The organism is Deltaproteobacteria bacterium (genome assembly GCA_020848905.1).
In the GTDB taxonomy this organism is placed as follows: Bacteria; Myxococcota_A; Polyangia.
This window is the reverse complement of the sequence record JADLHG010000074.1, coordinates 16,304-37,848: the sequence shown is the minus strand read 5'-3', so window position 1 is coordinate 37,848 and position 21,545 is coordinate 16,304. Positions and strand designations below refer to the sequence as shown.

17 protein-coding genes are annotated in these 21,545 nt (G+C 71.5%); 11 read left to right on the top strand and 6 right to left on the bottom strand.

All coding sequences use genetic code 11. The annotated features are described in order from the left end of the window. The first annotated feature begins 174 nt into the window (after positions 1-174). The 4 genes from IT371_30020 to IT371_30005 all read left to right on the top strand — a co-directional run bounded on the left by IT371_30020 (position 175) and on the right by IT371_30005 (position 5,708). Positions 175-1,359, top strand: coding sequence for a hypothetical protein (locus IT371_30020; GenBank protein MCC6751929.1), 1,185 nt, complete (start codon positions 175-177; stop codon positions 1,357-1,359). Further along, entirely contained in the window at positions 1,356-3,113 is a 1,758-nt protein-coding gene (locus IT371_30015; GenBank protein ID MCC6751928.1) for a cobalamin-dependent protein, read from the top strand. The genes IT371_30020 and IT371_30015 overlap by 4 nt, the downstream gene beginning before the upstream one ends. 83 nt (positions 3,114-3,196) lie before the next feature. After that, a complete protein-coding gene (locus IT371_30010) occupies positions 3,197-4,936 on the top strand; it encodes a hypothetical protein (protein MCC6751927.1) in 1,740 nt (579 codons plus the stop codon). Positions 4,937-4,979: 43 nt separating this feature from the next. Next, positions 4,980-5,708, top strand: coding sequence for a hypothetical protein (locus IT371_30005; protein MCC6751926.1), 729 nt, complete (start codon positions 4,980-4,982; stop codon positions 5,706-5,708). A gap of 25 nt (positions 5,709-5,733) precedes the next feature. Here the strand turns inward: IT371_30005 and IT371_30000 are convergent, their stop codons facing one another. Genes IT371_30000 through IT371_29990 form a run of 3 tightly spaced genes read right to left on the bottom strand, consistent with a single transcriptional unit; the run spans position 5,734 to position 10,453 of the window. Further along, positions 5,734-7,137 (bottom strand): hypothetical protein, encoded by a 1,404-nt coding sequence (locus tag IT371_30000; protein ID MCC6751925.1) that lies wholly within the window; start codon positions 7,135-7,137, stop codon positions 5,734-5,736. A gap of 4 nt (positions 7,138-7,141) precedes the next feature. Then, positions 7,142-7,846, bottom strand: a complete 705-nt coding sequence (locus tag IT371_29995; protein ID MCC6751924.1) for a hypothetical protein — start codon at positions 7,844-7,846, stop codon at positions 7,142-7,144. A 6-nt stretch (positions 7,847-7,852) separates the two neighbouring features. Continuing rightward, positions 7,853-10,453 (bottom strand): serine/threonine protein kinase, encoded by a 2,601-nt coding sequence (locus IT371_29990; protein ID MCC6751923.1) that lies wholly within the window; start codon positions 10,451-10,453, stop codon positions 7,853-7,855. 207 nt (positions 10,454-10,660) lie between these two features. On the opposite strand from IT371_29990, the gene IT371_29985 reads away from it, so the two are divergent. Both IT371_29985 and IT371_29980 read left to right on the top strand, forming a co-directional pair. Next, positions 10,661-10,879, top strand: a complete 219-nt coding sequence (locus IT371_29985) for a hypothetical protein (GenBank protein MCC6751922.1) — start codon at positions 10,661-10,663, stop codon at positions 10,877-10,879. Between the two features lie 12 nt (positions 10,880-10,891). Next, a complete protein-coding gene (locus IT371_29980; GenBank protein MCC6751921.1) occupies positions 10,892-11,524 on the top strand; it encodes a hypothetical protein in 633 nt (210 codons plus the stop codon). 64 nt (positions 11,525-11,588) lie between these two features. Here IT371_29980 and IT371_29975 read toward each other — a convergent pair whose 3' ends face one another. Further along, positions 11,589-13,562 (bottom strand): hypothetical protein, encoded by a 1,974-nt coding sequence (locus IT371_29975; protein MCC6751920.1) that lies wholly within the window; start codon positions 13,560-13,562, stop codon positions 11,589-11,591. A gap of 175 nt (positions 13,563-13,737) precedes the next feature. Then, positions 13,738-14,538: a nucleotidyltransferase domain-containing protein gene (locus IT371_29970; protein ID MCC6751919.1), complete on the bottom strand. Its 801-nt coding sequence runs from the start codon at positions 14,536-14,538 to the stop codon at positions 13,738-13,740. An 86-nt stretch (positions 14,539-14,624) separates the two neighbouring features. Here IT371_29970 and IT371_29965 point away from each other — a divergent pair, with 86 nt between their 5' ends. Continuing rightward, a complete protein-coding gene (locus tag IT371_29965) occupies positions 14,625-16,193 on the top strand; it encodes a glycoside hydrolase family 1 protein (protein ID MCC6751918.1) in 1,569 nt (522 codons plus the stop codon). 22 nt (positions 16,194-16,215) lie between these two features. On the opposite strand, the gene IT371_29960 is transcribed toward IT371_29965, so the two are convergent. Next, positions 16,216-17,154, bottom strand: a complete 939-nt coding sequence (locus IT371_29960) for a CAP domain-containing protein (protein MCC6751917.1) — start codon at positions 17,152-17,154, stop codon at positions 16,216-16,218. 252 nt (positions 17,155-17,406) lie between these two features. Between IT371_29960 and IT371_29955 the strand changes: the two genes are divergently transcribed. The 4 genes from IT371_29955 (at position 17,407) to IT371_29940 (ending at position 21,543) form a co-directional block, all read left to right on the top strand. After that, the gene (locus IT371_29955; GenBank protein ID MCC6751916.1) at positions 17,407-18,438 is read left to right on the top strand and encodes an alpha/beta hydrolase; all 1,032 of its coding nucleotides are present in this window, start codon (positions 17,407-17,409) and stop codon (positions 18,436-18,438) included. A 61-nt stretch (positions 18,439-18,499) separates the two neighbouring features. Next, entirely contained in the window at positions 18,500-19,366 is an 867-nt protein-coding gene (locus IT371_29950; protein ID MCC6751915.1) for an acyltransferase family protein, read from the top strand. A gap of 148 nt (positions 19,367-19,514) precedes the next feature. After that, positions 19,515-20,204, top strand: a complete 690-nt coding sequence (locus IT371_29945; protein MCC6751914.1) for a hypothetical protein — start codon at positions 19,515-19,517, stop codon at positions 20,202-20,204. A 298-nt stretch (positions 20,205-20,502) separates the two neighbouring features. Beyond that, complete coding sequence (locus IT371_29940) at positions 20,503-21,543, top strand: HAD family phosphatase (protein MCC6751913.1); 1,041 nt, start codon at positions 20,503-20,505, stop codon at positions 21,541-21,543. Positions 21,544-21,545 lie beyond the last annotated feature (2 nt).

The following is a 21,545-nucleotide window of genomic DNA, read 5'->3' as shown; positions in this document are numbered from 1 at the left end:
TGCCCGTTGCGCGAGGTCGCGGGACCTCGGCCCGCCGCCGCCTGCGGGGCCACGTCGAAAAGGCCAGCGGCTGAGCCAGCCTCATGGAGAGTGGGCGGGGCGCCGGCCCGAAGCGCGGGGGCCGGTCCCGGGCGGCACGCCGCGTGCACAGGGGCGGCAGCCGGAGAGTCCAGCATGGATGTCACGGACACGCCCCGGGTCGCAGACCGGCGCGCGGTCGGGGTGCGCGCGGCGGAAGGGCCGCCTCGGTCCCCGGCCGTTCGCCTGCTGCGCGACCGGTCGCACGAGGTCGACCCGCAGAACGTCTACATGGGGCGGTCGGCTCTCGATGCGCGCGGGCCCGCCGCCCGCCAGCCCTGGTTCGAGTGGTGGTACTACAAGGCCGTCGTGCCGGCCACGGGCGAGGCGATCTTCGCCGCCTACGGCGTGGTGAATCCCACCGACGTCGCCGGGCGGAGCGGGGCGAGCCAGGCCTTCCTGATCTTCGGGGCTCCGCGCCGCAAGCTCCTCCTCGTGGAGCGCCTCCCCGTGCGGAGCTTCGAGGCCTCGTCGAGCTCGACCTACGTGCGCGTCGGCCGGAGCCACGCCACGGCCTGCCGCGCGGTCGGCGAGGTGGCGGGGCAGGGCCATCGCGCGCGCTGGGACCTCGGCTTCGCCACGCGCTGGCGCTTTCCCGCCACGGGCTGGGTGTCGTGGTTTCCCGCGGCGTCGAACATCCACTGGCACCCGGCGCAGGCCGACGCGCGGGTGAGCGGCGTGGTGGAGCTCGACGGCGAGCGGCTCGAGCTCGTCGGCGCCCCGGGCTACCAGGACCACAACTGGGGCAGCTCCTTTCCCCGCTACTGGCTCTGGATCGCCTGCAACACCTTCGCCGACGCGCCGGAGACGGCGCTGGTCGTGGGCGGCGGTCTTCCGCGCGCCATGCGCCGCGTCGAGGTGGGAAGCGTGGTCTGCGTGGGCCTGCGCCACGAGGGACGCGTGCACGCCTTTCGCAGCACTGACCTGCACGGGACGCGCGTCGAGCCGCTTCCGGGGGGCTGGCGCGTGGAAGCGAGCGACGGTCGCCGCCGGATCACCGTCGAGGCGCGCGCGCCGCTCGAGGCGTTTCTGCCCATCGAGCTCGACACCCCGGACGGGGGTCGCTTCGTGAACTACGAGACGCTCGCCGGAGACCTGCAGGTACGCCTCGAGGAGCGGAGCCGCGTGCTGCGCTGGCGCAAGGTGGTCGAGCTCAGCTCGCGGCAGGCCGGCCTCGAGATCGGCCTCGACGCCCGTCGCGCGCCGACCTCGCTCTGGCAACGCTGCCTCGGCCGGGAGCCCGCTCTCGCACCCGGCCGCGCGCTCGCGGTGGCGCCGTGACCCGACCCCTGCGCCTCCTGCTCGTGCGCCCCGCGGGACGCTTCGCGAGCCTGGTCTACCCGGACGGGCCCTGGGTCGGGGTTCCGCTCGGCCTCCTCTATCTCGCGGCGGCGGCGCGTCGGGCTGCGGGCGTGGAGGTCCAGATACTCGACGCGCTGGCCGAGCCCGACTACGCGGCCCTCCGGCGGGCGAAGGGCCCCGTGCGCTTCGGCCTGGATGCGGAGAGCGTCGCCGCGCGCGCGGCCGCCTTCGCCCCCGACGTGGTGGGCGTGGGGGTCGCCGCGGAGGTCTTCTTCGACGAGGCCGTGGAGGCGATTTCCGCGCTGCGCAGGGCCCTCCCCGGCGCGGTGGTGCTCGCCGGCGGGAGCGACGTCTCCATGCACGCCGAGCGCTACCTCGCCGCGGCGCCGGGACTCGACGCGGCGGTGGTCGGGGAAGGGGAGCGCGCTCTCGAGGCGGTGCTGGCCGCCGTCGGACGCGGAGACGCGTTCACCTCTGCCCCGGGCCTGGTCGTGCGCCGCCCCGACGGAGAGCTCGCGCGCAACGCCCCCGAGCTGGTACCTCGGCTCGACGACTACGTTCTCGACTGGGCCGACGTGGAGCTCGAGCGCTACTTCGAGCTCAAGCGGCGCGGCTTCCCCTCGCGCATCAGCGTCGAGTACCCGGGATCCGACCGCGCGATCTACCTCGCCACGAGCCGCGGCTGCCCCTACCCGTGCACCTTCTGCTCGGTCCCGGTCACCATGGGCAAGGCCTTCCGCGCCCACAGCCCCGAGTACGTGCTCGAGCAGCTCACCACTCTGTCGCGGCACCATGGAGTGCGCCACGTCCACCTCGAGGACGACAACCTGGCCCTCGATCGACCGCGCCTCCGCCGGTTGCTCGAAGAGCTCGTGGAGGCCGACCTGGGCCTCACCTGGGACACGCCGAACGGCGTGCGCGCGGATCGCTTCGACGCCGAGCTGGTGGACCTCTGCAGCCGCTCGGGGTGCGTCTACCTGATGTTCGGCGTGGAGTCCGGCTCGCAGACCGTGCTCGACACGATCGTGCGCAAGGAGCTGGACCTCGCGGACCTCGATCGGACGCTCACCGCCTGTTCCGCGGCGGGGATCGACCACAACGCCCTCTTCATCTTCGGGCTGCCCGGCGAGACCTGGGCCACGGTCCGGCAGACCTACCGCTTTGCCTTCGAGCGCTTCCGGCGCCACGGCACGGTGCCGTTCTTCTCGATCTTCAAGCCCTACGCGGGCACGCCGCTCCACGCGCAGAGCGAGCAGCAGGGCCTCCTCGTGGACACCGCCGCGCTCCACGCGGAGGGAAAGATCCCGCACCTGCTCCTCGCGCCGACCATGGCGGAGACCCCGGAGCTGCCGCTGCGCGAGCTGGCCCGCTTCTATCGGCGCTACATGCTGCGCTTCGTGGCCCACGTCTTCTGGAACGCCATGCGCGTGATGTGGCGCCATCCGCTGCTCATCCTGCTCCTGAACCTGCGCCTCTGGGGGCGGGTGCTGCGGGCCCCCTGGCGGCTGATGCCCACGCTGCGCTCCTTCTTCTGGGGCGTGCTTCTCTTCCCTCGCGCCCAGGTGCGTCTGCGCGCGCGGGGCCCCCGCCGGCTCGGTGCGTCTGCGCGCGCTAACGCCCTCGAGCGGCCAGGCCCTGGCCGCCCCGGTCACTGGCCATCGGACCACGCGCTTCCGATTTCGGGAGAGGGGGGATCCACCGCGGCGACGAACTTCACCCGTCATGCCGACTGATTAGCCGCCCAGCCGACCCGGCACCGCCGTTGCACAGGCGCGCCTCACTATCCACGTCGAGGCAGGACCCCCGGGAGGGCACGATGCGCCAAATCAGAAGGATGTGGCTGTTCCTCGCCGCCGCGAGCGCGACGGCGTGCGGTGGTGTGCAAGACGAGCAGGTCGGGGAGCTGACCCGCCGTCGGTCGGATGCCACGACCTACCCGTGCGTGATCACGGGCAGCGGCTGCACCTGCGCCGCGCCCACCTGGGACGCGAACCCGTACCGCACGCCCGGCACGACCTGCGCTCCGGGCGCGATCTGGTCGAGGATGTGCGACGGGAACTGCGTGGGGCAGACCATTCCGCCCGCGCCGCAGGGCACGCCGGTGGCCCCCTATCAGCCACCCGTCGCGACGAACGGGACGTGCGCCACGGATGTCTACGGGCGCATGATCCACACCTGCCGCGATTCCAACTACTGCTACGAAGGCGAGTGCTGCGGGTCGACGAACCCCAACACCTGCTTCTGCGTGCCGAGCCAGAGCTACATCTCGCCGGGCGGGGGGCGCTGCGGCGTGGGCGGGGTCACCACGAACCCCACCACGAGCTCGAGCTGCACGGCGCGGCTCGGGACGGTCGGGTCCTGCTCGGGCAGCTACCTGGCCGGTGCGACCTACTGCACGAACGGCGCGAACCAGTGGGTCTACTGCTGTCCAGGGGGGCAGTGGATCACGAATACGAGCTGCTCCGGGGCCTCCGGCAACAGCGGCGGCGTCCCGACTCCGGGTGCGGGCACCTACGCCACCCAGTCCTGGGTCCAGTGGGTGGAGTGCCAGGGGACGAACTGCCCCGTCTACCGCTCGTACGACCTCTCCGCGCCCAACAACAACTTCTCGATGACGGTTCAGGAGCAGGCTAGCTGGGGCAAGCTCGTGCCGGCCTATGTGCGTAAACACCTGGGCGGCGGCGTATACCGCTATGCGGTGTCGTGGGCCAATCAGGGCCCGACGGGCAACGAGTTTCTCTTTCTCGATATCGGTCCCGGCAACAGCCAGTGGCAGTATCGGGCCGACGTATCGCGCTCGCAGATCCAGATCCCGAGCACCATCCCCAGCCAGGGGAAGCGGCATTGCCGCGTCCAGGGAGGCTGCCGCGTCACCTACACCAACGACCTGGCCGACACGACGCAACGTCTCGTGGACGCCAAGGTGGATTGCGGGAAGTGGGTGAGCCTGCTCTATCAGGACTCGCAGGTGCAGCGCTACGTGGTGTCGCAGCCGCAGGACATCAAGGAGCTGCAGGCGGCGGTGATGACCATTCCGATGAACAGCAGCGATTGGTCCGTCGAGCAGCCCACCGCCCAGCAGTGCGACCCGGTGGGCCAGACGCCCTACGGCAAGTGCGTCTACACGGGGGGGATCTGGACCAACTGCCCCTGTCAGCCGTCGCGCTGCCCCGCCGAGGACGCCGCGTACGAGCAGTGCCGCCAGGCGAATCTCCACGTGTGCGGGCAGGGCACGACCCAGGACAGCTACAACGGCCGCTGTGTGTGCTTTCAGCCCAAGCCCTACTGGAACGAGGCGACGGGCTGCGTCGCGGCGAATCAAGCGAGCTGCACCGCGCCGGCGGGCACGGGTACCGGCACGGGGACGGGTACCGGCACGGGCGGTGCGCCCGTTACCGGCAACAGCGACGAGCTGAACTGCGCCGCGCTCGGCGGGCAGTGCGTCCAGGCCGATTGGATCCTCGGCATCTGGCCCATCTGCCCGACGGGCAAGACGGGTGTCTCCTTCGGCGCGTGCAACGCGGTGGGCAACACGATCATGAAGTGCTGCAAGTAGGCAGCGACGACGACCGACCGGGGATCCTCTCCAGGAGGGCGACATGCGGCGTGGTTGGTGCATCTCGGGGGTGATGGCAATCGTGCTCGTACTGGCATCGGGGCGGGCGCAGGCCAGCAACCCGATCGAGAGCCTGGCCCAGTTCGTCTACACGGTCTTTCACCCCAGGGAATGGCCGCGGGCCGCGGACGAGGCGAAGTGGGACCTCGTCAGCACTCTTCACCGGTATCGCTACTATCCCGCTATTCGCCGGGCATCTAGGGCGCTAGAGGTGCGGATCGCAACGCTCGGCAAGTCTCGGGACGCGGGGGAACGCCGCCTCGCCGGGAGCCTCCGCGAGGCCCGCGCCTTGCTCATGCGGTCGGAGGAGAGCCCGGCGATGCAGCTGCCGCTGCCGCTGGTCCAGCGGACGCTCAAGCTGCTCTCGCAGGTCGGCCCGGGGGACGGGCTGCCCACCGTTGGCACCCACGAGCAGGTTTTCAATCGCCTCTCTTTCACGTCGACGGATCCGAAGGGCCGCACGACCGAGGTGTTCCTCTTGCGCGACATGATCGGGGGCCTGGACTTCGGGAAACAGATTGGTCGATTCGCGGAGCGAGCGGCGCAGGCGGGGAGCCCCTTCGACCTGATCCAGGAAGTGCATCATCGCGACCTGCAGGCCCCGCGGCTGACTCGGTATCAGTTTCGGATCGAGGAGCACGCGCCAGCGCGGCGCGGCGCGGTTCGCGAGGTCTGGATGAGCTTCGACGGCGTCATCAAGGGCCGTCGGTGAGCGCAGGGCGCGGCGCAGCCGACGTTCAGCAGCCGGAGGGCTTGCACTTCTCGCACTGCCCCTGGGGGGTGCAGCGCCGACCGGGCTGACAGGTCCCGCAGGAGGAGCCGCAGACCGGGTCGGGACCGCAGACGCGCGTGCCGCACGACGGCGCGCAGCAGCCGGTCCCCGCGCAGATCTGCCCCGCCGCGCAGCAGGCCGCCCCACAGCTCGCGTAGAGACAGCCGCATTGCCCGCTGCGGCACACGCTGTTCAGCAGGGCGCAGACCCCCTGCTGGCAGAGGCGGTTGCACCCGTCGGGAGCGCCGCAGGCCTTGTTCGTGCAGTCCGGTTTGCAGCACGCAGCCGGCTCGTCCACCTTGCCGTTGCAGTCGTTGTCGCGGCCGTCGCACGCCGTCTCGGTGACCTCGTAGCTCGCGCCCGCGGCCTGCGCCACGCTCCGGTAGTCGGCGTCGCTGCACGGAAGCCACCCTGCAGCTCCCCCGCACTTCTTCAGCGCCCCGGCGCAGACGCCGGCCACCTTCTCGCACGGGAGCGGGACGAGCTCTTCCGCCTCGTCCACCTTGCCGTCGCAGTCGTTGTCCTTGCCGTCGCAGGTCTCGGGGGCGGGGGCCACCTGCCAGGTGCACGGCCCGAACTGGCCGTTCTCGCAGCGACGCACCCCGTCCCGGCATTCTCCGACGGCGGTGCAGGGCTGGGTCTCGTCGCCCGAACAGGTGCAGGTGCCGGAAGCGCAGCTCGGCACGCAGGCCCCGTCGGTCTCGCGGCACTCCTCGCCCGTTCCGCACGAGGTCGACGGACCCCAATCCAGGCAGGGGTCGGAGTCGTGCTGCCCGCAGACGCGGAAGCCCCCGGCGGTGCAGCGGCGCGCTGCCGCCGTCGGACACTCGTCGGCGCAGGTCGCGACGCAGCTCCCGCTGCTGCAGTACGGCCGTTGCGACGGGCAGGCGTGAGGAGCGCTCCAGGCGGGACAGCCGTCGATGCCCTTCTGGCAGACGCGGGTGCGATCCCCGACGCACTCGGCGAGGCCGAGCGTGCAGGTGGTCGGGCACGCGGTCTTCTCGAGGCGCACCGTGGCCTCGAGCACCACGCCGAGTTTCGGGGTCTGCCGGGTGAGCCCTTGCGCCACTCCCTTGCCCGCGGCGAGGCCGGTCACGGTGAGAGTCGTCTCGCGCTCGGCCCAGCTCTCGGGCAGGAGCAGCACCACCTTGTAGCCGCTCGCGAGCGGCGTCGGGGGTTCCGGGGTGTGAGAGAGCTTCGGGCCTGGCTCCGCGCCGAGCGCGCTCCCTTCGACGAGGAGCTGATCGAGCTTCCAGCCGAGGTCGAACTCCACCGTGAGGCGCACGGCCGTCGGTACGACGTCCTGGCCGCACGCGGCGAGGAGGAGCGACGCGAACACGACACGCACGGCGGGCCGACGGCAGAGCACGGGCCTACCTCCGCCAGTCCAGCGTGGCATCGCCGGGGACGGTGGCGACGCGATCGCCGCTCGTTCCCGCGGCCGCCGCGGCGATGATGATCGTCAGCACGCCGGCTCCCACGCCCACCCAGAAGGGCCAGCGCTGGTAGAAGCGACGCGAGCGCGCAGGAGGCGGGGCGGGCGGCACGGCGAGAGGCACGGCCGCGACCGCCGGCTGGGACGTTGCGGCCACCGGCTGCGAGGCCGACGGGGCGCTGGCGGGGGACTCCTCCGCGCGCGCGACAGGGGAGACCGGCGCCGAGGTGGGCGTCGCCTTCTCGGGGGGAGCGTGCCCCGGATAGGGAGGCGCGTGCTCCACGTCGCACGGGCCGACGGCGAGAGCCTTGCATCGGGAGAGCGCGTCCTCGCGGCGCTTGCCCTTCGGATGCTCCTTCACGTAGCGCAGGTAGAGACCCCGGGCCTGCGGCGCGTCCTTCACGAGCCGCGCGCACTCGGCCATGTTGAAGAGGAACGCGGCGCGGTGGGAGAGGGCGTAGCCCTGCGCGAACTGCGCCTGCGCCTCGGCGTACCGCCCCGCCGCGAAGAGCCGCCGCCCCTCGCGCCAGTAGGTCTGGACCGCGCCGCTCTCCTCGGGAGCGTCGTTCTCGGCGCGGGCCTGGGCGCATCCCAGGGCGAGAGTCAGGGCCAGCGCCCCGGCGATCCAGCAGCGTGCGGGCATGCGCGCTCAGTCCTCGAAGGGGTCTTGCAGAACGGGTTCGGTGCCGGGGCTGGTCTTGCCGGAGCCGCCCGCCGGCCCCTTCGCGGGTCGCGTTCCGTCCTCGCCCACGAGCCGCGCCGTGAGTCGATGAGGCCCGTGGCCGCGGAGCGCGCGGCGCCACTCCTTGAACCCCGCCTTGCGTACACGCACGTCGCGCGGGGGACGCTTCGGGTCGAGCCGCACCTTCAGCGGCGTCAGCCCCATGTGCGCGCCGTCCACCCACACCTCGGCCTCGTCGGGCTCGCTACGCAGCGAGAAGAGAATGCCGTCCGAACGGGCGCCGCGAGCTGCCGGCCGCTCGGGCTTGCTGGCCTCCGCGACCACGGGCGCCGCAGTCTGGGGCGCGACCGGTGCGACGGCGGCCGGAGGGGGCTGCGGAGTGGGCGCAGGCCGTTCCTCGTCGCCGAAGAGCAGAAACGCCCCGAGCGTCCCGGCAGCGCCCAGCAGCGCGACGACGACGAAGGTCCGCCAGCTCGGCAGCGAGCGGGTGGTGGAGGAACGCAGGCTCCGGACGAGCTCCCGGTCCCGGTCTGCGTCGGATCCCGCGTCCTCGCTCGCGGCGCCGGCGCGCGTTGGTGCGGCGGCGCCGGCCATCCACGGGGCGGGAGCGGTGCGCATGGGAGCGGCACGCACCGGGGCGGACCCGGCCTCCACCGCTCGCGGGGCGGGCCCGGTTCCCACGCGGAGCCTGCGACTCTCCTCTCGGAGCGAACTCGGCACGGGTCCCGTCGGAGAGCGGCGCTCGCCGGGCCACGACGGCGTGCGCGCGAGCGAGTCGCCCTGCGGCCGAGGCAGCGACGCTCCCAGCTCCCGCAGGCTCTCCAGCACCTCGTTCATGCTCGAGGGCCGGTCCTCGAGGCGGTGCGACAGCATGCGGTCCACGAGCGCGACGATCCGCGCGTCCAGCACGTCGGCGTAGGCCGCGAGCGACGGCGGCTCGCCGGTCAGCTTGGCGTGGATGACCTCCTTCATGCTCGTCGAGTACGGGACGCGCCCGACGAGCAGTTCGTAGGTCACGAGCCCGAGGGCGTAGATGTCGGCTGCCGGCCCGACGTCGCCGTCGGGGACGAGCTGTTCGGGAGCCGCGTAGGCCGGTGTGCCCAGGCAGATGCCGGCGCGCGTGTTGAAGGCCGATTGCCCCTCGTCGTCCAGCAGCTTGGCGATGCCGAAGTCCAGCACCTTCACCCGGACGTCGTCCTCCTCGGCGCACAGGAAGACGTTGAAGGGCTTGAGGTCGCGGTGCACGACGCCCACCTGATGGGCCACGGCGAGGGCGCTCGCGATCTGCGCGACGAGCGGCAGGGCGTCCTCCCAGGGGAGCGGGCCCTCGCGCAGGAGCCACGAGCCCAGCGTCTCGCCTTCGAGCAGCTCCATCACGGCGTAGTCGCGGCCGTCGGGGAGCTTGCCGAAATCGAAGATCTTGACCACGTAGGGGCTCTGCATCCGGTTGACGGCCTGCGCCTCGACGGCGAAGCGCCGCACCACGTCGGGCGACTGGCACATGTGCCGGTGCAGGATCTTCACCGCCACCTTGGAGCCGATCACCGGATGCATCCCCAGCCAGACCGAGCCGATGGCCCCCGAGCCGAGGAGCCGGACGAGCCGGTAGCTACCCGCCATCGTACCGGCCAGCTCCTCGTCCTCGTCGTCGTCGGGGGAGGAGGCGGAGCCGGAGACCAGACGCTGCGCCACCTCGGCGAAGGAGGAGGGGCGCGTGCCGGGCTCCGGCGCGAGGCATTCGGCGATGAGCTGTGCGACCTCGGGGAGGTGCTGACCCACGGAGGTGTCGAGGAGCGAGGCCGCGTCACGGTCGGCGACGTTCTCGCCGGCGGGGGTGGACTCGTACGCGCCCGGCAGGTGCCCGGTCAGAAGCGCGTGCGCCACCACCCCGAAGGCGAAGGCGTCGACCCGCGGATCGGTCGCGCGGGTCTCTCGCCACTGCTCGGGAGCCAGGTACGGCGTGCGTCCGTCGACGGTGCGCTCGGCCTCGGTGAGCGGAGGAAACGGCCCGAGGTGCGAGAGGCCGAAGTCGAGCAGCTTCAGGCGCTCGGAGCCCTCGGGGGAGGCGCAAAGGAAGACCGAGTGCAACGTGACGGCCCCGTGCACCAGGCCCGCCGCGTGCGCCACCTGCAGGGCCTGGGCGAGCTGCCGCAGCAGGGGCAGGGCGCGCGACGACGGAAACGGGCCGTCCTCGAGGAGCGCCGTCGCGAGCGACCGGCCGGCGAGGTGCTCGAGCACGAGGAACACGCCGTGCTGCGCGTCGCGGCCGCAGTCCACCACCTCGGCGATGTGGGCGTGCCGGAGCGCGCCGGCCTCTCGGGCCTCGCGCAGGAAGTCGGCGACCTCGGGGGCGCTCCCCGCGAGCCCGTCGGGTACCAGGCGCGCCGTGACCGCGTGGCCGAGGAGCTGATGCCGCGCGGAAAAGAGCGTCCCAGCCGGACCGCGCGCCAGCTCCCGGTCGAGCAGGTAGCGTTGCCCCAGGAGGGGGCCCTCTGCTGCCACATCTGGACCGGCCATCACCGCATCCGGCTCTGCTGGGGGAGGGAGTAGCTCCATCGAGCCTGCCATGGGGCCCACACCTTTAGGCCATCGGCCGGCGACCTGCCGTGCCGTGGTCCGTACTACGCCGCCCGCTCGGGGAGGTGTTACCTCAGGCCGCTGCACCTGGCAAGGGTGCCCTGGGGGTTCGGGCCCCAGGGGATCGGCGGCGTGATTTGGGGGGCCAGAAGGGGATCACGTTCCGCGGGGCGCGCGGCACTGGGTTGGACCCACTGCGTGCAAAACAGCACGAATCTCCATGCCGTGGACTTCGACCTGCGCCTCAGTTACACTAATAGCCTGGAGATGCTGGAGTACACGAACCCCTACTCGACCCCTGTGCAGGTCCAGCTCGAGGTCGCCTATTCCGGGACCTGGCAGACCTGCAACGGCAGCCAAACAGAGTACGCGGGGCTTGCCTGGGTGAAGTACTCCGGCACCACCGTTGTCCCCTAAGCGGAGTGCGCCATGAGGTCGTCCATCACAGGTGCCCTGGGGGCCAGCGGCGCCGCCGGACTGACGGTCGTCACGCTGATCGGCGTAGCGTTGCTGGTCATCGGCTGCGCGACGAACGACCCATCCAAGATGGACGCTGCCGTGCCGCACCTCACCGACCAGCGCACCGATACGGCGCGCCCGTTCTCGCAGTGCCAGCTCGTCCCCGAGAAGGCCTGTTACGAGTGTGGGCCTTGCGACGGCGTGACGCGCGGCGCCCCGGGCGTAGGGTGCAAGGGACCGGGAGACTGCGTCCTCTTCTGTCAGGGGTGCGCGGGTGCGCCGTACCGATTCTGCGACGTCCTGGGCCAGCATCAAGCCGTCGGCCCGGAGTGCAAGGGCTACTCGCCGCCGCGAGGCTGGCTGGCCGGCTGCACGCGCCTGAACGACGCGTATCCTCCAGAACGCATCCGGGTCCCCTCGTACGGTTGCGCCTTCTGCGTGTCCACGGTCGCCGCTGCCGTCTGTGCGCGGGCGGAGACCGGAGAAGTGTACTGGTTCGTGAATAGCTGCTTGCCCGCCGGATATCTGCCGACGGACCACGCCGCGTGCATTGCGCCAGCGCGAGATCTCGGGGTCGACGGTGGTGCTCGCGACGCTGCGTGAATCGACGCTGTCGCTGGTGACGCAGGACCTGGCTAGACAATCCGCCGTTTCAGGGCTGTGACGGTTACGCGGCTTTCGGAAGGTTCGCCGCCCGCGCCGCCTTCGTCTTGCGCGCGGGCTTCGCCTGGGGCTTCGTCTCCTGCAGCGGCATGAGGAAGCCGCGCATCTCCTCGAGGAGGACGTTCCGTTCCTGGCGCAGCGCGGCCCCCACGCGATCCAGCCTCGGCGCGGCCTGCTTCGCCACCTTCTCCCAGCGCGCGCGTGCCGGGCCGAGAAGCTGCTTGTCCGCGCGCCAGCCGAGGGTCCCGACCTGCCGGTCGAAGCGGTCCTCGGGCATCGCCGCGAGCATGGCCCGCACGTAGCGGATGTCGAGGCTGTGGATGCGATTCACGAACGCGCGGGCCCGGGCGCGGGTCGCGCCGTCTCCGTGGTAGCGCGCCACTTGCAGGATCGGGTAGCGCACGTCCATCACCTCGCGGTACCAGGCGAGCGCGCGGCTGGCGACCTGTCCCATGCGGGGGTCGAGGTAGTCCGCCTCGTGGAAGGCTCCCTCGGGAGCGAGCTCGCGCAGGAGTCCCTGCTTCTCGACGAGCCGCAGGTACGGGGTGTCCACCTGCACGCGCATGGCGTTCAGCGCGCCGTTCACGAACTCGAGGATCGGCAGCCCCGGGTCGCGCCTGCTCTTGCCCCCGATGCGCAGCTCGAGGAAGGCCAGGTTCTCCAGCACCTCCTTGCGGGTCATGAGCGGGTCGAAGGGCAGAAACGCCACCTCGGGGGTCAGCCCGGCGCGTACCAGCACGTCGATGCCGCGCACGTTGATCTCCGCCTGCGTCATGCCGGCTGGCCGCAAGAGCGCCTTGCCGTAGCGCGTGAGCTGGCTGTCCGAGCCGCTCTCGGCCCCGACGAAGACGTCGCGGAGCCCGGCCAGGTGGAACATCTTCATGGTGCGAATGTTCCGCCGCGCCATCCCCGGAGCGCCGAGCCCGTCGAGGCGCATGTCCACGCCGAAGGTCGGGTTGTCCTGCTTGAGCAGCGTTCGCGCGAGCTGGCGCAGGTAGTTGGGCGTGCGCGTGCCGAGCTCGCTGTCCACGATGAGCACGTGCGCCACGCCGCGCGCCTTCATCAGGCGCAAGAGCTCCGCCGTGCGCGCGATGGGGAAGTGCCGCCAGTCGGCCTTGCGCGTGGCCCCCTGCGCCGTCTGCACCTTGTCGAACTGCGGGATGCAGCAGTAGGTGCAGTTGCCGGGGCAGCCGCGCGAGGTCTCGATGGCGATGTTGGCCCCCTTCCGGATGGCGAGGTCCAGCATGTCGAGCGCGGGGAGCCAGGTCTGGCGCTCGAGGGCGAGCACCTTGCGCTCGGTGTAGCGGAGCTCGCCGCCGTCGCGGTAGGCCAGATTCGGGATGCCCGACAGGTCGGTCTGGCCGCCCTTCACCGCCCGGTAGAGCGCGTTCATCGTCAGCTCGCCCTCGCCGAGCGCGAAGAGCACGTCGGGGTGCTTCGCCGAGAGCGTGGTGTGGGCGAACGTGCCGGTCACGTTGCCGACCACGATCACCGAGCGGCGGGCCCAGCTCTCCTGCTTGAGCGCGTCGAGCAGGGCGAGGAGGTTCTCGGTCGAGCGGAGCTTGGCCGAGAGCGCGATCACGTGCGGCTTGGTCTTGCGTAGCTCGCGGAGCGTGTACGAGGCGCTGTGGGCCAGGGCCGGCGTGCGGGTGAGCGCGATGTCGGGTTCGATGAAGCGCACCGCGTCGGGCCTCGCGCGGAGCTCGGGGTTCTTGTGCCGCAGGTAGCCGCCGAGCTGGGCCAGGCTGAAGTTGAAGAAGGGGGTGTCGTAGTGGGGAGCCACGACCGTCACGAGCGCGGTCTGGGCCCCGCGGTGCTCGAGCTTCGCGCGCTCGCCGGCGCGGGCCAGCCGCTCGCCAGCCGTGAGCGGACCGAGCTCGCGCCCGGTGGGCCGCGCGCTCCAGGCGGGCCCGGTGGGTACGACCGCCCCGAGTACTCCGGCGAACAGAACCGCTATCGCGTGCGAGACTCGCGGCATGCACCACCAGGTCGCGTGACCTGGCTCGAGTCAATGCGACAGACGTGCCAGCCGGCGGACCACGGAACCCCTCGGAATGACGCGGGCGTCCCCCCGCGCGGGAGGCAGTCGCGCCCCCCTCGGGCCCCCACGCCTGGCTGGACTAGCCGGTGGGGCCCGCGGCCCCGTCCCCCGGCTACTGCTGGACGGTCATCGCGTCGAAGAAGCGCCGGCGCATGTCGAGGAGGAAGTCCTCGAGGGGCTTCGGGTGCTCGGGGTCCACGGGGAGCGGGCTCTCCTCCACCGACTCCTCCACCAGCGCGTGGAGCTTGGCGAGGCGCGTAATCCAGAGGCTGCACGGGTCGAGCACCGCGTTCTCGGAGTTCTTGTTGATGTGAATGAGCTCGTGCATGTTGCCGAAGCCGTAGAGCTGGCCGAGCTTCTGGAGCTCGTAGATCAGCTCTCCGCGGCGGAGCAGGTGCACGCCGGTGAGGCCCGTTCGATACGCCGAGAGCACGTGCGCGACGCTGCGCGGCTCCTGCGATTCGTATTCGCGCTGCACCCCGCGCGAGAACGAGCGGTAGTAGCTGTGAAAGCGCCGGCAGATCACCCCGCGGCTGACCTTCTGGACCTGCTCCAGGTCGTGGCTGTCCACGAGCTGCCGCGGCGCGAGGATTCGCTCGAGGATCGATCCGTCGCCGCGCAGGAGCTGCGTCAGCGCCGGGCCGAGCTCTTGAGAGGAGTAGTCGATGCGATAGCCCTCGAACTCTCCGACCCAGTTGTAGGCCTTCGGGGCCTGCGCCAGCCCGACCAGGTTCTCGGTGGGCTCGATGTGGATCCCCTTCAGCTCGAGGATGCTGGTCCGGTTCGCGAAGCCCCCCGCGTGGGCCCCGGAGACGGCGACGAGCAGGATCTTGCAGCGCATCTGCCGCCGCAGGAAGCGGGTCAGCACGTCGTTCGGGATGAGGTCCGGAGCTCCAGTCTTGCCGACGGTCATGTTCCCCCTATTGTAGACTGCCGGAGCGCGGAAGTGTACCAGGGGTCGAGTCGCCCGCGAGAGGCGACGTGAGACGAGGGAGCGTGATGCGGACCGTCAGATCGTATGCCCTGATTTGCGTCGGCCTGGGCCTCGGACTCGGGGCCTGGGCGAGCTGCGATGGCCAGAGCGCCGGCCCCCCGGCCCTGGCCTTCCCGGCGGGCTTCCACTTCGGCGCGGCCACGGCGGCGCATCAGCTCGAAGGGGACAACGCGAACAACAACTGGCACCAGTTCGAGACCCTGCCGGGCTTCGCCGGGAAGACCCGCGAACCGTCGGGCAAGGCGGTCGATGGATATCGACAGTTCGACGGCGATGCCGCTCTCGTGCAGGAGCTCGGGCTCAGCCACTACCGTTTCAGCATCGAATGGAGCCGGGTCGAACCGAAGCGCGGGGTCTTCAGCGAGGAGGCGCTCGCGCACTACGACGCGGTCCTCGACTCCCTCAAGCGGCGCGGCATCCGCCCGACGGTGACGCTGCACCACTTCACCGATCCGGTGTGGGTCTTCGACCTGCGCGAGCTCGAGGGCTGCATGTCGGCGACCCCGCCTATCCGCGACGAGAACCTGTGCGGCTGGACGAACCCGACGGTGGTGGAGGAGTGGCTGAAGTTCGTCGAGAAGGTGGTGGCGCGCTACGGCGACCGCGTGGACACGTGGGTCACCTTCAACGAGCCCATGGCCTTCATCCCGCTGGGCTACCTCTACGGAGCCTTTCCCCCAGGTCTCGCGGGGCAATCCGTGCCGGAGGTCGTCGTGCCGCTGATCCGGAACGTCGTCGAGGCCCACGCGCGGGCCTACGACCTCATCAAGCGGCTGGATCAGAAGGACGCCGACGGGGACGGCACGTCGTCGTTCGTGGGGCTCGCGCAGTCGGTGAGCTGGTGGGTCCCGGCCGACGCGAAGAACGCCGAGCACCGAGCGGCTGCCGAGCAGGGCGAGTACTTCTCGCAGCTCCTGATGGTGGACGCGCTGGCCAAGGGGGGGCTGGACACGAACCTGGACGGCACGCCCGACGAGGCGCACCCGAGCTGGAAGGGGAAGCAGGACTTCGTCGGGCTGCAGTACTACTACGTCTCGGCGACCACGAAGATGACGATCTTCCCCCCGCTGACGTACGCCCCGTGCAACGGGCTGATCGAGAGCGTGGTTCCCGGCGCGCTGAAGCTGATGAAGTGCCCCACGCCGGACCCGAACAAGCTCACGCTCATGGGTTACGAGCACGAGCCCCAGGGCCTGTATCAGGTGGGCAAGGCCTTCGCGAAGCGCTTCCCGGCTCTGCCGCTCGTGATCACCGAGAACGGCATCTCCACGCGCAGCGGCAAGCGGCGCGCCGAGAGCCTCGTGCGCCACCTCGAGCAGGCGCACCGGCTCGTCGCGGAAGGGGTCGATCTCCGCGGCTACTACCACTGGGCGCTGCTGGACAACTACGAGTGGACTCTTGCCTTCGAGCAGCCGTTCGGTCTCTATCGGGTGGACCGGACCTCGATGCGTCGCATCGCCACCGAGGGGGCGGATGCCTATCGCGCGGTGACGCTCGCCGGTGGCGTGGTGACCGAGGAGCTGCGTCGCCTCTACGGGGGCGAGGGCCCGCTCACGCCGGAACCGACGCGCTGACGGGGCCTGGCGCGGCGCGCTCTCACAGCCGCATGATGATCGGCAGGTAGAGCTTGTGCGGGAGGTTCGGCCCCGGCACGTCGAGAAAGATCGTGTCGTCGTCCGAGGCCACGGTCGAGGCCTGCTGCACCTCGACGGTCACGCGGTGGGTGGCGCGGAGGTTCGGCAGCCGCCAGGTGGAGCTGTTGGCGAAGGGAACCCACGCCGACCAGGCGCCGTCGTTGTTCCTGACGCGCATCTGGGTCCAGGTGCCGTAGACGTAGAGCGTGACGTTCGGGTCGGTGGTGCTCGCGGCTTCGCCATTGACCACCACGCGCGTGCTGGACGAACCCCCGGGCGTGCCGAAGTCCTGCGCCCAGTAGTTCCCTGCGGAGTACCCCACGCCGATCTCCCAGTAGTTCGCGTGCAGGATATTGCCGCGATGCCCGGCGCTGCCCATCCAGGCCGCGATCGCGTCGGCCGGAGTGGCCTGCCCGAGCGCGAGGTTCTCGCCCAGCCAGCCCCAGCTCGGGTAGAAGGAGGTCACGCGATCTCCGAAGCCGCAGACGCGGGTCAGCGCGCCGCCGATCCGATCGTAGGTGTCGTGGTTGAAGTAGACGTCCGCCGCCATGTCCGCCGTGTGATACCGCGCCGCCTCGTCGAGGCGCGCGTTGCGCGCGAGCGGAGGAAGGCCCTGCAGCGCCCGCTCCCGGTTCACGCGCTCGACGAGCTCCTGCTCGAAGGCCGGATGCGTGGAGGTGGGCGCGGTGCCGCCGCAGCCGACGGCCTGGGGTGCGAGTCCGGCGAGGGGCCGTTCGAGGACCGCCGCGGAGCCGATGGGGGGGCCATCGTCGTCGCGATCGGCGCGTCGTCCGCTCCAGCCCGAGGGGCGCGTGGCCGTCGGCCCCGGGTCGCAGGCGACGAGGAGGAGCGACAGGCCGAGGAGGCAAGTCGGGCGTGCGTGACGAGGACGTAGTGCCATGGGGGCGCTGCTCCGACGAGGTTTCGGCCGAACCGCTCGCCTCCGAGCAAGGCAGCGGGCGTGCCAGCCGCGCGAGGTTCCGGAGAGCCGCGGAAGCTGTCGCAGAGTGGGGGGCCGGCCCCGCGGCGAGGGAGACGGGGCCTCTTCGATATTCGCACCCTGCGGCGCGTCAGCGCGTCGAACGACTGCCGCCGACTGTGCGCGACGGAGCGGAAAGAGGCGCCCCGCGGCGCGGTGGGCTAGGATCAACGGATGACGCGCAGATCCTGGCGGGACGTGCCGGGGAGGCCGCACAAGAAGCCGCACGAGGTGCCGCCCGGTCGACGCTGGGGCTTCCGCCCGAGCGAACCGCGCTCCGGTCTGCCGCTCGTCCCGCTGGTGCGTCCGGGCGCGCCGGTGCTCACGCTGTTCCGCGCCATGCTGCTGCGCAAGTTCCGCCGCGTGGGACTGGGCTCCCACAGCGCGCTCCTCAGTACCGGGCGCATGCGCTACTACCGCGGCGGAAGCGGCCCGCCGCTGGTCTTCCTCCACGGCTTCGGCGGCAGCGCGCTCGAGACCTGGGAGAAGCAGGTCGGGGCGTTCGCGCCGCACTACTCGGTCGTGGCGCCGGACCTCTTCTGGTTCGGCGGCAGCGTGCCGCTCGATGGCCACCGGATGGATTCGGCCGCGGCGCACGCCGAGGCGGTGCTCGAGCTGCTCGACCGGCTGGGGCTTCGCCGCGTGCACCTCGTGGGAGTCTCGTTCGGCGGCTTCGTGGCGCTCGAGCTCGCGCTCCGGCAGCCGGAGCGACTGGAGAAGCTCGTGCTCGTCGGTCCCGCGGGGGTGGAGCCCACCGTCGAGGAGGCCGAGCGTGTGGCGGCGGCCTTCGGCTACCCCGAGGACATCGCCGAGGTGCTGGTGCCCCCGGACGTGGAGGGCCTCAAGCGGTTTCTGGACACGGTCTTCTACCGGCCGCGCTACATCCCGCGCTTCGTGCTGCGCGAGCTCCTGCATCAGGAGTTTCACCGCCACCGGGAGGCGAAGCAGCGCCTCTGCCGCGGCCTGCTCGACCAGCTTCGGCCCGTCGAGGAGCTGGCGGAGATCGCCGTGCGCACGCTGCTCGTCTGGGGACGGCACGACCCGCTCCTGCCGCCGAGCATCGGCGAGCGGCTCGCGCGCGGCCTGCCGAACGCCACGCTCGCGCTCCTCGAGCGGTCGGCGCACCCCCCGATGCTCGAGGAGCCGGCGCGCTTCAACGACGTGGTGCTGCGCTTCCTCGCGGAGAGCCCGGGGCGTGGACGCTGACGGGGCGCGTGCGGCTTCGGCCCCGAGGGAGCGTGGACCGTGGCGAGGGATCGCCCGGCGCATGGGACGGGCCCGTGCCGACGAGTGCTTCCAGCGCGACCCCGCGCTCGTCGCGCGGTGGGCGCCGCGCATCGGTCAGCTTTTGCGCTGGTTTTGTCCGGTGATCGAAGGAGAGGAGAACCTTCCTGCGCGCGGGCCTCTGCTGCTGGTCGGGAACCACTCCGGGGGGCTCTACACGCCGGACGCCTACGCGCTCGTGCACTGGTGGGTCACCCATCGCGGGCCCGAGGAGCCCCTCTATTTTCTCGGCCACGATCTGCTCTTCGTGATCCCCCGCTTCGGCGCGTTCGTACGGGGTGCGGGCGGTCTGCCGGCCAGCATGCGCAACGCGAGGCGCGCGCTGCGACGCGGTGCCTCGGTGCTCGTTTACCCCGGGGGCGACTGGGAGGCCTTCCGTCCCATCTGGGAGCGCGGTCGCGTGGACTTCGGCGGACGCACGGGCGTCGCGCGGCTCGCGCTCGAGCTCGGTGTGCCCGTGGTGCCGGTCGTCTGTCACGGCAGCCACGACACGACCTGCGTCCTTTCGCGCGGGGAAGGCCTCGCCGCACGGCTCTCGCTCGGGCGCGTGCGGAGCAAGGTCTTTCCGCTCGTGGCGGGCCTGCCGTGGGGCGTGGTGCCGGGCTTCATTCCCACCGTGCCCTTGCCCGCGCAGCTTCGGTTGCGCTTCTTGCCGCCGCTGCGCTGGGAAGCTTTCGAGGCGCGTGCGGCGCGCGACGAGGACACGGTGCGGCGCTGCTACGCGGAGCTCGTCGAGACGATGCAAGCGGCGCTCGACGAGCTCGTGCGGGCGCATCCGTGGCCGCTGCTCGACCGCTGGCGCGGGCTCGCGCGCTCACGGAAGATAGCGGCCACCGCGGCTGCCACCTAGCCCTCCGCCGGGCGCCACGCGACCGGAAATCGCTGCGATATCGAACGGCCGTCCGGGCACAGGGCTTGCTATGGAGCCTCGCTGCAGGCGGCGGAGGCGGCAATCATGCGCCACCGGCGCCGGCTGGACCCTTACATCGAGGCCGACCATGCGCGCATCGAGATCGATCCTTCGCCTCCTCGTGCCGGGGCTCGCTCTGGTACTGACTGCCGGACTGCCGCTCCACCCCGCCCGGGCCAAGGGCGGTCAGCCCCCCGCGCCGACGGACGTAGAGGCGGTCTTCGCCCCGCTCAGTCCGGAGCGGGAGCGCCAGCTTGCAGCCCAGATTGCCGAGGCGGGCTGGAAGGGCGTCACGCCCGCGCAGGTCGGTCGCGTCGCCGGGTGGGAGGCCTTCAAGAAGAGCCCGTTGAGCGCGCAGGAGCAGGCGCTGCTCGAGCACTTCGGTCCGCAGATGGCGCAGGTGGACAAGACCAACGCGCGTCTCTCCGTCTGGCACAAGATCTCCCAGGTGGCCGCGGGCCTGGGCCTCGCGGCGGGCGGTGGCGCTGTCCTGACCTCCATGTTCGGGGTGCAGCTCCCGGTGCCCCACGTGCTCGTCGCGATCGGTGGGCTCGCCACCTACGCCGTGGGGCACGTCGCGGCCTACGTGCTGCACATGAAGCAAATGCGGAATGTGACGCAATTCCCTGTTTTGGCGACAAAGCCGGAATTGGTACAGCGCTTCGGCCTGAAGAGCCCGCTGAACGGGATCCACGCGGTGCACAACTGGGTCGAGGCCCGACGCTGGAAGATCTACGACGCGCACCACCACACCCGCCTCTCGAAGATCAAGTGGTAGCTCGCCGTCCCGCCCTGCTGCCGTTTCCTCCCGCTTCGTCCTCACCCCATCCCGGTTGATCGTTCTGTTCGTACCCCGGCATGCCGGCCTCCGCGGCCAGTGCTCCGAATCTGGGTGGCTCGCCGGCTAGCCGAGCTGCGCGCGCGCTGACCACCGGGGCCGACGCGGCGGTGGTTCCGTCGAACTCATCTCAATCATTGGGCGCCCTCCGCCGACGAAGGCGGCCTGGGCCTTGCTACCTACCAGCGGGCGCGTTCGTGCGCTCCGAGCACTCCCCTTCGCACCTGGGCCGAGGACCATGCCGCTGTCTGCATCCGTGCCGCGCTCTACCGATCTCGCGTTCGCGCTCCCGGCCCTTCGCTTCCCGGCCCGCTGGACGGGCCTGGGCCTCGCGGCCGTCCTCGCCCTCGCCTGCGCGGGCTGGCCGGCGGGCGCTTTCGCCGCAGAGCGCGGTGGCGCCACGCGCGGACGCCGGCCGAACGGGCGGGCCGACAAGGACCGCCTCTACGTGACCGATCTCGACGGGACGGTGATCTTCAAGGGGCGTCCCCTGCCGGTCTACAGCCAGAAGGCCATGAACCTCTTCGTGCGGCGCGGCTGGCAGCTCGGCGTGGCTACCGGCCGCAACGAGCTCGAGATGCGGCGCGTGCTCGGCGACGTGCGGCTCGCGCTGCCCGTGATGCTCCTCCACGGCGCGCTGACGAAGAACCTCGAGACGGGGGAGATCCTGCGCGTGGCGGCGGTGAGCCGGCGCATGCAGCGCGTGATCGCCCGCGAGGCCGACCGCCACGGGGTGTGTCTGGTGGCCACGGTGCTGCGACCGGACGGAACGGTGGTCGGCGAGTACAAGCCGCACCCGCTTCGCGAGGCGGTGGAGTACATCGAGGGGCTGCGCCGCACCCTCAGCGTTCAGGAGGTGCGAGGTCCCCTCGGCGCGGCCGGCGGCAAGGTGCTGATGCTCACGGCCGAAGGCCCCGACGCGCGCCTGGACGGGTTTCGGGAGGCGGTCGCGAAGGCGCTTCCCAAGCTGCAGGTCTACCCCGGCACCCACTCGGTATCGGGCAAGCTCGTGGAGTTCACGGCGCCGGGGGCCAGCAAGGGGCAGGCCACGCGCTCGCTCGCGAAGAGCATGGGCCTCACGATGCGCCAGGTGACCGGGTTCGGGGACGAGGTGAACGACCTCTCTCTCGCGCGCACGGCGGGGCGCTACTTCGCCGTCGAGACGGGCAACCCGGCGCTCCTCGGGGTCACGCGGGGTCGCCTGCCGGGACCGCAGCAGCAGGGGGTCGCGAGCTATCTGGCGCGGCTGCTCCGGCAGGCGGCGGTGGGCGCGCGCTGAGG